This is a genomic window from Actinomyces howellii (assembly GCF_900637165.1).
Classification (GTDB): Bacteria; Actinomycetota; Actinomycetes; order Actinomycetales; family Actinomycetaceae; genus Actinomyces; species Actinomyces howellii.
Genome location: NZ_LR134350.1, coordinates 134979 through 147385, shown reverse-complemented (window position 1 = coordinate 147385; position 12407 = coordinate 134979). Strand labels below are relative to the sequence as shown.

The 12407-nt window shown below is 71.7% G+C and carries 10 protein-coding genes; 6 read left to right on the top strand and 4 right to left on the bottom strand.

Annotated elements, in window-relative coordinates; genetic code table 11:
* The first annotated feature begins 86 nt into the window (after nt 1-86).
* Nucleotides 87-1547, top strand: a complete 1461-nt coding sequence (locus EL245_RS00640; RefSeq protein ID WP_232009807.1) for a sensor histidine kinase — start codon at nt 87-89, stop codon at nt 1545-1547.
* Entirely contained in the window at nt 1544-2206 is a 663-nt protein-coding gene (locus EL245_RS00635; RefSeq protein ID WP_126381161.1) for a response regulator transcription factor, read from the top strand. Before EL245_RS00640 ends, EL245_RS00635 begins: the two co-directional genes overlap by 4 nt.
* A gap of 95 nt (nt 2207-2301) precedes the next feature.
* Here EL245_RS00635 and EL245_RS00630 read toward each other — a convergent pair whose 3' ends face one another.
* On the bottom strand, nt 2302-2658 hold the full coding sequence (locus EL245_RS00630; protein WP_126381158.1) for a hypothetical protein: 357 nt from the start codon (nt 2656-2658) through the stop codon (nt 2302-2304).
* Between the two features lie 341 nt (nt 2659-2999).
* Between EL245_RS00630 and EL245_RS00625 the strand changes: the two genes are divergently transcribed.
* Nucleotides 3000-3776, top strand: coding sequence for a DeoR/GlpR family DNA-binding transcription regulator (locus EL245_RS00625; protein ID WP_126381156.1), 777 nt, complete (start codon nt 3000-3002; stop codon nt 3774-3776).
* An 87-nt stretch (nt 3777-3863) separates the two neighbouring features.
* Entirely contained in the window at nt 3864-6065 is a 2202-nt protein-coding gene (gene gnpA / locus EL245_RS00620) for a 1,3-beta-galactosyl-N-acetylhexosamine phosphorylase (protein WP_126381154.1), read from the top strand.
* A gap of 209 nt (nt 6066-6274) precedes the next feature.
* On the opposite strand, the gene EL245_RS00615 is transcribed toward gnpA, so the two are convergent.
* Nucleotides 6275-7573 carry a glutamate-5-semialdehyde dehydrogenase gene (locus EL245_RS00615; RefSeq protein WP_408608409.1) on the bottom strand — a complete coding sequence of 433 codons (1299 nt, stop codon included), beginning with the start codon at nt 7571-7573 and terminating at the stop codon, nt 6275-6277.
* A 222-nt stretch (nt 7574-7795) separates the two neighbouring features.
* Here EL245_RS00615 and EL245_RS00610 point away from each other — a divergent pair, with 222 nt between their 5' ends.
* Nucleotides 7796-8959, top strand: coding sequence for an AAA family ATPase (locus tag EL245_RS00610; protein WP_126381152.1), 1164 nt, complete (start codon nt 7796-7798; stop codon nt 8957-8959).
* Nucleotides 8956-9567 carry a hypothetical protein gene (locus EL245_RS00605; protein WP_232009805.1) on the top strand — a complete coding sequence of 204 codons (612 nt, stop codon included), beginning with the start codon at nt 8956-8958 and terminating at the stop codon, nt 9565-9567. The genes EL245_RS00610 and EL245_RS00605 overlap by 4 nt, the downstream gene beginning before the upstream one ends.
* A 12-nt stretch (nt 9568-9579) precedes the next feature.
* On the opposite strand, the gene proB is transcribed toward EL245_RS00605, so the two are convergent.
* Nucleotides 9580-10710, bottom strand: coding sequence for a glutamate 5-kinase (gene proB, locus EL245_RS00600; RefSeq protein ID WP_126383833.1), 1131 nt, complete (start codon nt 10708-10710; stop codon nt 9580-9582).
* 59 nt (nt 10711-10769) lie between these two features.
* On the bottom strand, nt 10770-12359 hold the full coding sequence (obgE, locus tag EL245_RS00595; protein ID WP_126381150.1) for a GTPase ObgE: 1590 nt from the start codon (nt 12357-12359) through the stop codon (nt 10770-10772).
* Nucleotides 12360-12407: the final 48 nt, after the last annotated feature.

The window sequence follows — 12407 nt, the reverse complement described above, 5'->3', positions numbered from 1 at the left end:
TGAGCCCGATGAGGACGGGACCGCCCCGCAGGACCCGGCGGGGTCGGGACACCGCCCGGCACGCGGCCCTCGGGCACAATGGGACCGTGCGCCGCCTCGCGTCCCCGAAGGTCACCATCCAGACACGCGTCATGCTCGCGATCCTGCTCGTGTCCTGCGTGGCCCTGGCCAACTCGGGAGCGCTCATCTGGATCCTGGGGACCCAGGGGGTCGAGCGCGGCATCGACGAGCAGCTGCGTGCCGAGCGCGCCCAGCTGCGCGTCCTGGCCGACGACGGCCTCAACCCCGCCACCGGCGAGCCCCTGACCACCCCCGCGATGGTCGTCGAGACCTACCTGCGGCGGACCGTGCTCCAGCCCTCGGAGTCCGCCCTGGGATTCCTGGACGGGAAGGCGACCTGGACCGTCCCCTCACAGGTCCGCCTGCGCCCCGAGAAGGACGCCGAGCTGCTCGCCCAGATCGCCCCGCTGGTCAGCGGGACGGAGTCGGTCATCGAGACGGTGCGCACCTCCCAGGGCACCTACAGGGTCCTCGTCGTCCCGGTCCTCGAGGAGGGCCAGCCCGTGGCCACCCTCGTCCACGTCGTCGACATGGACGCCGCGACGGCGAGCCTGCGACGCACGATGCTCCTGTACACGGCGGCGGCCCTCATCAGCGTCGCGCTCGTGGCCGGGCTGGCGTGGTTCGCCGTCGACCGTCTCGTCCGACCCATCGAAGAGCTGCGGCGCGCGGCGGAGTCCATCGACGAGCGCGACCTGACCAGCCGGGTCCCCGTGCGCGGCCGGGACGACCTGAGCGCCCTGGCCGAGACCGTCAACCGGATGCTCGACCGGGTCCAGCGCGCCATCGAGGGCCAGCGCGAGCTTCTCGACGACGTCGGGCACGAGCTGCGCACCCCGATCACCGTCATCCGCGGCCACCTCGAGCTCATCGACCCCACCGACGTGGCCGACGTGCGCCAGACCCAGGAGCTGACCCTCGACGAGCTCGACCGCATGGGCGTCCTGGTCAACGACCTGCTCCTGCTCGCCAAGAGCGCCCAGGCGGGCTTCGTGGACCCCGCGCCCACCGACGTGGCGGCTCTGACCGACCAGGTCCTCGACAAGGCACAGGCCCTGGGCGACAGGCGCTGGAGCCTGGACGCGCGGGCCGAGGTCGTCGTCCTCCTGGACGCCGCGCGGATGACCCAGGCGTGGCTCCAGCTGGCAGCCAACGCCGTGAAGTACTCCGAGCCCGACAGCCCGGTCTCCCTGGGATCGCAGGTCGAGGACGGCAACCTCCTCCTGTGGGTCGCGGACCGCGGGATCGGCATCGCCCCCGAGGAGCTCGACACCGTGCGCCAGCGCTTCGGCAGGTCACGCACCGCCAGCCAGTACGCCCCCGGCTCGGGGCTGGGGCTGAGCATCGTGCAGAATATCCTGAGCGCCCACGGCGGCGACCTCGACATCGACTCGGTGCTCGGGGAGGGATCCTGCTTCACCCTCCGGATCCCCTTGGGCCTCGAGGACGTCCCCGACCCGCACCCCGAGGAGCAGACCCCACCATGAGCACGATCCTGATCGTCGAGGACGAGGCGCGTATCGCCTCCTTCATCGCCAAGGGACTCAAGGCCGCCGGTTTCGTCCCCCGCACGACCGCCCTGGGACGCGAGGCCGTCGAGCTGGCCCTTCAGGGGGATCCCGACCTCATCCTGCTCGACGTCGGCCTGCCCGACATCTCCGGCTTCGAGGTGCTCACCGCCCTACGAGGACAAGGGGTGACGACCCCGGTCATCATGCTCACCGCTCGCTCCTCGGTGGCCGACCGGGTGGCGGGCCTCCAGGGCGGGGCGGACGACTACATGCCCAAGCCCTTCTCCTTCGAGGAGCTCCTCGCGCGCATCCGCCTGCGTCTGCGGACCGATCCGGTGCCCGCTGAGGGGACGATGGCGCTGACCCACCGCGACCTCAGCCTCGACATCAAGACGCGCCGTGCCAACGTGGCGGGCAAGGACGTCGAGCTCAGCGCCCGCGAGTTCTCCCTCCTCGAGACCTTCATGCGTCACCCCGGCCAGGTGCTCAGCCGCGAGCAGCTGCTCTCGACGGTGTGGGGCATGGACTTCGACCCCGGCTCCAACGTCGTCGAGGTCTACGTGTCCTACCTGCGCAGCAAGCTCGGCAAGGAGCGCGTGCGCACGGTGCGCGGCATGGGCTACCGCCTCGAGTGACCTCGACCCGGCCCCGGCCCGGGCCGGCTGATGATCGCGTCTCCCGGCCGGTCGACAACTCAGTCGACGGCCCGGTCGTCGGCTCAGTCGTCGGCTCAGTCGTCGGTGTCGGCGACCTCTCCCGCGTCGTCGGCGTCGTCGGAGGAGACCGCGACGTCGTCGTGCGGGACCTCGACGGGGTTGGCGACCTCGGCGTCAGGGGCGGCGGGCGCCGGGCTGGCAAGCGGCTCAGTGGTCGCCGGTCCGGTCGGCGGGACGGTGGCTGACGAGGTGGCTGACGGGCTGGTGACCGGTTCCGTGGGCGTGGGGCTCGAGCCGGGGGTCATGACGACGCCGGACTCCGAGCTCCCGTCGGCCGAGGCCCGCAGGGAGGCGACCCCGAGGACGACGAGCAGCACCGCGGCACCCGTCACGACACCTGAGGCGATCGTCTTGCCCCGCGAGATGCTCATCCCTGACCTGTCCTTTCCCGCGCTGCCTCACCGACGATGACGGGCCGTGCTCCCGTGACCGGTGGGCCGGACACCGGCCCGTCTGCCCCGTCACGATGACCGGGCGCCTTGAGCCCCATGCTATCGGTCCCCCGGGGTGCGCAACAGCCCCTGGGACCGGCCTCCCGGTCCACGCGGCCACGCACGGGCCACGCTGAGCGAACTGCGCTGCGGTGATCTATGCTGAGTGCATCCCGGTCCATCGTGCATGGACCGCGCAGCCCACGAGCCCGCGGTGACGGGTGCCCCCTGCCCCCGCCGGCCGCAACGACGCGGACCACCAAACCTGTGAGGAGGACAGGATGACCCGTCACGAGCGCCTCTCGGCCATCCTGAGCATCGTCGTCGACGAGGGCAGCGTCCACATCGACGACATCATCGACCGGCTCGGTGTGTCTGCGGCCACGGCCCGCCGCGACCTCGACCTGCTCGCCGACCAGCAGCTGGTCACCCGCACCCGAGGCGGCGCCTCGGCCAACCCCACCTCCTCCCAGCTTCCCCTGCGGTTCAAGAGCAGCCGCATGGGTCAGGAGAAGGCGAGGATCGCCCACGCCGCGGCGGCCATGGTCAGGGCGGGGGACGTCGTCGGGCTCAACGGCGGCACGACGACCACCGAGGTCGCCCGGGAGATTGCGCTCCTGCCCGGCCTGACGGACGCCGACAACCCGATCACCGTCGTGACCAACGCCGTCAACATCGCCAGCGAGCTGACCGTGCGCCAGTGCGTGCGGGTGGTCGTCACCGGTGGCGTCGCGCGCAGCCAGTCCTACGAGCTGACCGGCCCGCTGTCCGACCTCATCCTCCCCCAGATCAGCGTGGGCACCCTCTTCCTGGGCGTCGACGCCCTCGACACCACCGGCGCCTACGCGCTGCACGAGGGGGAGGCCGCCGTCAACGCCGCGCTCGTGCGTACCGCGCGACGCGTCATCGTCGTGGCCGACCACACCAAGCTCGGTACGAGCGCCTTCGCCCTCATCTGCCGAGCCTCGGACATCGACGCCCTCATCACCGACGACGGCGCCGAGCCCGAGCAGGTCGACCGCCTGCGCGAGGCGGGCATCGAGGTCCGCCTCGTGTAGACCTCCACCCCTGTCCCGCGGGGTCCGGGGCCCGCCCCAGGCCGCGGACCCCGAGACCGAGCGCCCCCACCCACCCAAGGAGTTCCCGTGCCCCCCTCACCCCGTACCACCGGTCGCGTCACCCTGCCCATCGAGGAGGGCATCGACGACCGGCTCCGCGAGCTCGTCGCCGCCCTGGGGGCCGACGCGGTGCGCAACTCCGACGGCACCTGGCTGCCTGAGGTCGCCGCCGAGCTCGTCGAGAAGGTCTACTCGACCTACTTCCCGGCCCGAGGCGACCAGGAGTGGGCCCTGGCCCACCCCGACACCCTGGTCAACCAGTACCTCATGAGCCCCCGGATCACCGCGACCGGGCCCGAGCCGCTGCGCATCGACGTCATGGAGGGATACTTCCGTGAGCAGTTCAGGCCCTGCTACGAGCGGGTCGAGAGGTTCTGGGAGGTCATCGACCGCACGACCGGCCAGGTCGTGCCCGTCCAGGGCTGGAGCGTCGAGGAGGCCACCGGGATCCTCACCATCGCGCGGCCCGAGCCGTGGCACGTGTACACCGTCGCCTTCCTGGCCGACCAGGTGTGGGACACCACCCAGATGTACAACTACATCACCAACGGCTGGGGGGTCACGGACCCCACCCGCGTCAAGGAGCGTCCCTACGACATCCGCAAGAACGGGGTCTGGGAGCACGTCCGCCAGGCGCTGCGCACCTGGCTGGAGAGCCACCCCGAGGTCGACGTCGTGCGCTTCACGACCTTCTTCTACCACTTCACGATCGCCTTCGACGCCGAGGCCAGGGAGAAGCTCGTCGACTGGTTCGGCTACTCGGCCTCCGTGTCCCCCGAGGCGATCGACGCCTTCGAGGCCGAGTACGGCTACGCGCTGCGTGCCGAGGACTTCGTTGACGGCGGCTACTACAACTCCCCCTTCCGTGTCCCCACCCCGGCCTTCCGCGACTGGATCGACTTCCAGTCCCGCTTCGTGGCCCAGCGCGCCAAGGAGCTGGTCGACATCACCCACGCCGCGGGACGCGAGGCGATGATGTTCCTGGGCGACAACTGGATCGGCACCGAGCCCTACGGGGAGCACTTCGCCTCCATCGGCCTGGACGCCGTCGTCGGCTCGGCGGGCTCGGCGGCCACCACCCGGCTCATCGCCGACATCCCCGGGGTGAGGTACACCGAGGTCCGCTTCCTGCCCTACTTCTTCCCCGACGTGTTCAACCACGACGGCGGTGACCCCGTGGGCGAGGCCAACGAGTCGTGGCTGACCAGCCGCCGAGCGATCGTACGCCGCCCCCTGGACCGTATGGGCTACGGGGGCTACGTCTCCCTGGCCCTGGAGTTCCCCGAGTTCATCGAGCGGATCACCGAGATCTGCCAGGAGTTCCGCGACATCCACGACCGCTCCGGCGGCGAGCTGCCCGCCAACGCGCCCTTCGCCGTCGGCGTCCTCAACTCCTGGGGCTCCCTGCGCACCTGGCAGACCCACATGGTGGCCCACGCCAAGTGGTACAAGGCCGCCTACTCCTACGGCGGCGTCGTCGAGGCCCTGGCGGGCCTGCCCTTCGAGGTGCGCTTCCTGTCCTTCGACGAGGTCCTCGCCCACGGGGTGCCCGAGGAGGTCGGGGTCCTCATCAACGCCGGCGCGGCGGGCACCGCCTTCTCCGGAGGACCGGCCTGGGCCGACGAGCGCCTCACGGGCCTCATCCGCTCCTGGGTGGCCGCGGGCCACGGCTTCATCGGGGTCGGTGAGCCCACGGCCGTCGACCACGGCGGGGCCTTCCTCCAGCTGTCCGACGTCCTGGGGGTCGAGCGCGAGCGCCAGCTGACCCTGTCGACGGACCGCTACCCGGTCCTCGTCGAGGACCACCCGGTCACGGCCGACGTCGAGGGGGTCTTCGACGACGGCGAGGGCGCCGGCGGGGACGTCTACGCCACCGCGGCCGGCACCCAGGTGCTGTCCTACGTCGAGGGCAGCGTCCGGGTCGCCGTCAACGAGTTCGGGGCCGGCCGGGCGGTCTACTTCTCGGGCCTGCCCTACTCCCCGGTCAACTCCCGCACCCTCCAGCGAGCCCTGTACTGGGCGGCCGGGCGCGAGGACCTGCTTGAGGAGTGGTTCAGCTCCGACCCGGCCACGGAGGTGGCCTGGTACCCCGGCCAGCGCCGCTTCCTCGTCACGAACAACTCCTCCCGGGCGGTGCGCACGAGCGTGCGCGGCATGGGGCGGACCTGGGAGGTCGAGATCGAGCCCATGGGGCTGGTGTGGACCGACGTCACCGACGTCGAGTGCTGAGGGGGCTCCCCTCCCCCTCGCGAGATCGGGACTTATGACACCGTGAGTTCGCCGCATCTGGTACATCGGTCGCCTGAGCGAGCTGGATGCTGCGATATCGAGGTGGCCTGTTGCGAATCGGGTGCCATGAGTCCCGATCTCGAGGTGCCATTAGTCCCGATCTCGAGGTGCCATTAGTCCCGATCTCGCGAAAAGGTGCGGGGCGGGGGTCAGGGGCGCACGTGACCGTCGCCCTCGACGACCCACTTCGTGCTCGTCAGGGCGGCCAGGCCCATGGGTCCGCGGGCGTGGAGCTTCTGGGTCGAGATGCCCAGCTCGGCGCCCAGTCCGAGCTGGCCGCCGTCGGTGAAGCGGGTCGAGGCGTTGACCATGACGGCCGCGGAGTCGACACCGGCGACGAAGCGGTTGATCGAGGACACGTCCTGGCTGAGGATGGCCTCGGTGTGCCCGGTGGAGTGAGCGGCGATGTGGGCCACGGCGTCGTCGAGGTCCTCGACGACGCGCACGGCCAGGTCGAGGCTGCCGTACTCGGTGTCCCAGTCCTCGGTGGTGGCGGGCACGAGCTGCGCGCCGTGGGAGTCCTCGCCGGCGCACTGGGCCAGGACGGCTCGCGCGGCCTGGTCGGCGTGGAGGCACACCCCCCGCGCCCACAGCGCCGCGGCGGCCGCCGGAAGGAAGTCGGCCGCGACCTCGGTGTGGACGAGGAGGGTCTCGGCGGCGTTGCACACCCCCACTCTCTGGGTCTTGGCGTTGACGACGATCCTCACCGCCGCCTCGAGGTCCGCGCTCGCGTCGACGTAGACGTGGCAGTTGCCCGAGCCGGTCTCGATGACCGGCACGACTGACTGCTCGACGACCGCGCGGATGAGGCTGGCCCCGCCCCGGGGGACGAGGACGTCGATGAGGCCGCGGGCTCCCATGAGGGCGGTGGCCCCGGCACGGCCGGCCGGGTCGATCGTGGTGACGAGGTCGGCGGGCAGGCCCCTGGCCGACAGGGCGGCGCGCAGGACCTCGATGATCGCGGCGTTGGATGACTGCGCGGCACTCCCCCCGCGCAGGACGACGGCGTTTCCGGACTTCAGGGTCAGGGCGGCGACGTCGACGGTGACGTTGGGCCGCGCCTCGTAGATCATCCCGACCACTCCCATGGGCACGCGCACCCGCCGCACCCGCAGCCCGTTGGGCAGGGTCTGTCCGTCGACGACCTGTCCGACCGGGTCGGGAAGGGCCGCGACCTCGCGCACGGCGGCGGCGATGCCCTCGATGCGCTCGGCGCTCAGCGCGAGGCGGTCGATGAGACCGGCGGCCATGCCGTCCTGTCGGGCGCGCTCGAGGTCCTCGGCGTTGGCCTCCAGGATGCTCGCGGTGGCCGCCACGAGGTGGTCCGCCATGGCCGCCAGGGCGGCGTCCTTGTCCTCGCGGCGGAGTCCGGCGACCTGTCGCTGCGCCTCGCGGGCGCCGCGGGCGACGGCCTCGACGTAGGCGACGGCGTCGTCGGGCTCGGGCATCACGGGCGTCTCGGGCATCTCGGTGCTGGGGGCGTCAGGGGTGACCGGCGTCGTGCTCATGGGGCCACAGTAGGGTGCCGCCCCCACCGGGGTCACGGGCTGTCTCACGGCCGCCGGGCACGGGTGGGCGCGGGGCAGCTCGGCGAGGTCGTCGATATGGGACAATCCGTGCATTCCGCGGTGGGCAGTGACCCTCCGCCTCGCACGCTGAGAGGTGACCTGGTGCGGATCACACACGTGAGCGCAAGCAACTGGAGGAACTTCAAGAACATCGACTTCGAGGTCGGCGACCGGCTGTTCATCGTCGGCCCCAACGCCTCGGGGAAGTCGAACCTGCTCGACCTGTTCCGCTTCCTGTCCGACGTCGCCGGCTCAGGCGGTGGTCTGGCCTCAGCGATCGAGCGCCGAGGCGGTTTGAAGAAGGTGCGCAGCCTCTTCGCGCGCAACAACGCCAAGGGACGCCTGGTCCTCGACGTGTGCCTGCGCGCCGGAGAGGACGAGTGGCGCTACCACCTGTCGGTCAAGGGAGAGTCCGGCGGACACAACCGGCCGATCGTGGACGAGGAGGTCGTCGAGCTCAATGGCGCGACGCTGCTGCGCCGTCCTGATGACGACGACCGGGAGGACCCGGAGCGCCTCACCCAGACCCACCTCGAGCAGATCTCCGCGAACAAGGCCTTCCGCGTCATCGCCGAGTACTTCTCCCGGGTCCAGTACTTCCACCTCGTGCCCCAGATCATCCGCGACCCGACCCGGACCGCCCCGGCGCACGATGACCCGTACGGCAGCGACTTCATCGCGCAGATGAACGGGACGCAGGCCCAGACTCGCAACGCCTGGCTCCGACGGATGCAGGAGGCACTCCAGGCGGCCGTCCCCGGCTTCGAGTCCCTGGGCATCGAGACCGACGCAGCCGGACGGCCGCACCTCGTCGCGGGCTACAAGAACTGGCGCTCGACGCCCTCGCGCCAGAGCGAGGCGGACTTCTCCGACGGGACGCTCCGCCTCATCGGCCTGCTGTGGTCGATCATCAAGGCCCCGGCCAATCCGGGGGTCCTGCTGCTGGAGGAGCCCGAGCTGTCCCTCAACACCGCGATCGTGCGGGTCCTTCCCTCGATCCTGGCCCAGGTGCGCCGTTCCTCCGACCTGCAGATCATCTTGTCGACGCACGCCCCGGAGATCCTCAACGACGAGGGCGTCAACCCCGATGAGGTCCTTGTCCTGCGCGTCACCGCCGACGGATCCCAGGCCCGGCTCCTGTCTCAGCTGCCCGAGGTCGCCGATCTCGAGCTCGGCCTGAGCACCTCCGAGGTCGTCGAGGCTCTTATCGCTCCCGAGAACCTCGAGGGACTCATGGCCGCCACCCGGAGCAGAGCCAGCCGATGAGCAGCGCCCCGGAGGGCCCGTACGTGCGGGTCGCCGTCGAGGGACGGTCCGACACGGGCATGGTCGCGGCACTGCTCGCCCACGTCGGCCTCACCCTGGCATCCTGCCTCGTGCGGGACGGTGCGTCGAACCTCGATCAGCTCATCCCCAACCTGGCTCAAACGACGCGCCACGACCCGTGGATCGTGTTCCGCGACTCAGACAATCGGTGTCCTGTCGAGCTACGAGAGGAGCTGATCGGTTCGCGAGCCCATGGCAACGGCTTCGAGCTGCGCATCGCCTGCTCGATGACGGAGGCGTGGCTGCTGGCTGACCGGGACGGGTTCGCCACGTTCTTCAAGGTGCCTGTCAAGAAGCTGCCGCAGGCACCTGACAGCCTCCCGCACGCCAAGAAGGAGCTGTTGCGCCTGTGCCAGACCTGCCGGTCTCCCAGGCTGCGGGCAGACGTCGTGCGCGCGGACGGCGGTCCCGGGCCCCTGTACCCCCTGCGCGTCAACGAGTTCGCCCGGGAGCGGTGGGACGTGTCGCGCGCGCAGGACAACAGCCCGAGCCTGGCCCGTGCCGTCGAACGACTCCGTGCGATGCGCGAGGAGCTGTCCAGCACCTGAGCGGCGGCCCGGTCAGCCGGCGGTGCGGGGCAGCTCGGCGAGGTCGTCGCGGTGGACGACGGGGGCGACGTGGTCGGGTCCGGGCCGCCGGTGGGCGCGCGCCTCGATGACCTCCTCGAGCTCGGCGGCCGAGTAGCGGCAGATCCCCCGGGCGACCGGGCCCTGGGGACCGACGACCTCGACGACCGATCCGGACTCGAAGTCCCCGGCCACGGCGGTGACCCCGGGCAGGAGGAGGGACTTCTTGCCCACGGTCACGGCGCGGGCCGCGCCCGCGTCAATGACGACGCGGCCCTCGGGGATCGAGGCGTAGGCCATCCACAGCCGCCGGCTGGGGCGGTGCGGCCCCGTGGGCTCGAACCAGGTCCCCAGGTCCTGGGGGATGGTCGTCTCACCCAGGAGCCGTGCCGCGTCGTTGGCGGCGGCCACGATCGTGGCAGTGCCCGAGGCGCAGGCGATCGTGGCGGCCTGGGCCTTGGAGCGCATGCCACCGGTGCCCAGGGCCGAGCCGCGGGCAGAGACGTCGACCGAGGCGAGCTGTCCGGAACCGACGACGTGGCGCACGGGAACCGCCCCGGGGGTGCCGGGCCGGGCGGTCCACAGACCGTCGACGTCGGTGAACAGGACGAGCACGTCCGCGGTCACGAGGTGGGAGACGAGCGCCGCCAGGTGGTCGTTGTCCCCGAGGCTGAACTCGGTCGTGGCCACGGCGTCGTTCTCGTTGACCACCGGCACCGCGCCCAGGGACAGCAGGGCGTCGAAGGTGGCGCGCACGGTCCGGTAGTGGCTGCGCACGGCCACGTCCTGGACGGTGAGCAGGACCTGGGCGGTGACGACGCCGTAGGCGCTCATCGCCGTCTGCCAGCGGGCGACGAGGTTGCCCTGCCCCACCGAGGCGGCCGCCTGGAGCAGACGCAGCTCGGTGGGCCGGTCCTCCATGCCCAGGGGCACCATGCCCGCCGCCACCGCCCCGGAGGACACGAGGACGACGTCGTGGCCACGCTGGCGCATCCGGGCGATGAGGCCCGCCAGGATGTCGATGCGGTTGAGATCGAGCCCCCCGTCCGCTCGGGTCAGGCTCGAGGACCCGACCTTGAGCACGACGCGGGCCCCTGGGGGCAGGCTCGCCGGGCGCCCCGGCACCTCGAGGGGCCGGTGGGCGCCACCCGGCCCGCCGGGGGCGGTCGCAGTCCCCGTGGTGGTCACGACGTGCCCTCCTCGTCCTCCCAGGCGGTCGGATCGGTCCAGATCCCCTCAGCGGCCTCCTGCCGCAGCTCGGCGCGGGCGGCCTCCTTGCCGTCCATCATCTCGTGGTAGCGGGCGCGGCGCTCGGCGTTCGTGCGCCGGTGCCTGTCCTCCAGGCGCAGGTCGGAGCCGCGGGCTCCCAGGAGCTCGGCGCCTGAGGTCATCGTCGGCTCCCAGGTGAACAGGACCCCGCCGTCGACCTCACCGATGAGCACGGTGTCCCCCGCCCGGGCCCCGGCACGCACGAGCTCGTCCTCGACCCCGGCCGCAGCCAGCCGGTCCGCAAGGTAGCCCACCGCCTCGTCGTTGGCGAAGTCGGTCTGAAGCACCCACCGCTCGGGCTTGTCCCCACGGACCTCGTAGACCCGGCCCTCGACCGGGTGGTTGACGAGGCGCACGGTCGCCACCGCGGGCTCCCGGCGCGAGCCCACGGCCGCCGGGCGGATGACCGGACGCTGTGCGCCGGCCTGGGAGCCCGGCAGGCTGGCGGGACCGCCACGACGAGCGGCCTCGACGAGCTCGGCCAGGGCGAAGGACAGCTCCTTGAGGCCGGTGCGGGCCACGGCGGACACGGGCAGGACGGTCAGTCCCCGGGCCACGAGCTCCTCGGTGACGAAGTCGGCGAGCTCGGCGGCCTCGGGCACGTCGACCTTGGCCAGGGCGACGATCCTGGGGCGCTCCATGAGTGGGGGCCTGCCCGTGAGCGAGGGGTCGGTCTCCTGGTCTCCCAGCCGTTGGGCGTAGGCCGCGAGCTCGGCCTCGATGCTCTCCATGTCGGAGACCGGGTCCCGGCCGGGCTCGAGGGTGGCGCAGTCAAGGACGTGGACGATGACGGCGCAGCGCTCGATGTGGCGCAGGAACTCCAGGCCCAGCCCCTTGCCCTGGCTGGCCCCGGGGATGAGACCGGGGACGTCGGCGATCGTGTACCGCACCTCGCCGGCCTCGACGACCCCCAGGTGGGGCACGAGGGTGGTGAAGGGGTAGTCGGCGATCTTGGGCCGGGCCGCGCTCATCGAGGCGATGAGCGAGGACTTGCCCGCGCTGGGATAGCCCACGAGCGCGACGTCCGCGATCGTCTTGAGCTCGAGGGTGACGTCGTGGCGCTGACCGGGCAGGCCCAGGAGATGAAAGCCCGGCGCCTTGCGCCTGGCGGAGGCCAGGGAGAAGTTGCCCCGCCCTCCTGTGCCTCCGCGGGCCACGACGAACCGGGCCCCGGGACCGACGAGGTCGGCCAGGACCGTTCCGTCGACGTCCTTGACCACCGTGCCCTCGGGCACCGGAAGGACGAGGTCGGCACCGTCGGTACCGCGACGCCAGTCGCCCATACCGGGCGTGCCGTTGCCGGCCTGACGGTGGGGCGAGCGGTGGTAGGACAGCAGCGTCGTCACCCGGGGGTCGACCTCGAGGACGACGTCGCCGCCGTGCCCGCCGTCACCGCCGTCCGGGCCTGCCAGGGGCTTGAACTTCTCCCGGTGCACCGAGGTGCAGCCGTTGCCGCCGTCGCCTCCGGCGACGTGGAGGACCACTCGATCGATGAAGCTGGGCATGTGGTCGTCTCCTTGCGGGGTCGCAGGCGGTCAGGGTTCCAACGGCAC

Bases quoted from the DNA above. Each gene is read 5' to 3' on its own strand.
- EL245_RS00630 (WP_126381158.1), bottom strand. From the start codon at position 2,658: ATGAGCATCTCGCGGGGCAAGACGATCGCCTCAGGTGTCGTGACGGGT.
- EL245_RS00615 (WP_408608409.1), bottom strand. From the start codon at position 7,573: ATGCCCGAGCCCGACGACGCCGTCGCCTACGTCGAGGCCGTCGCCCGC.
- EL245_RS00635 (WP_126381161.1), top strand. From the start codon at position 1,544: ATGAGCACGATCCTGATCGTCGAGGACGAGGCGCGTATCGCCTCCTTC.
- obgE (WP_126381150.1), bottom strand. From the start codon at position 12,359: ATGCCCAGCTTCATCGATCGAGTGGTCCTCCACGTCGCCGGAGGCGAC.
- EL245_RS00605 (WP_232009805.1), top strand. From the start codon at position 8,956: ATGAGCAGCGCCCCGGAGGGCCCGTACGTGCGGGTCGCCGTCGAGGGA.
- EL245_RS00625 (WP_126381156.1), top strand. From the start codon at position 3,000: ATGACCCGTCACGAGCGCCTCTCGGCCATCCTGAGCATCGTCGTCGAC.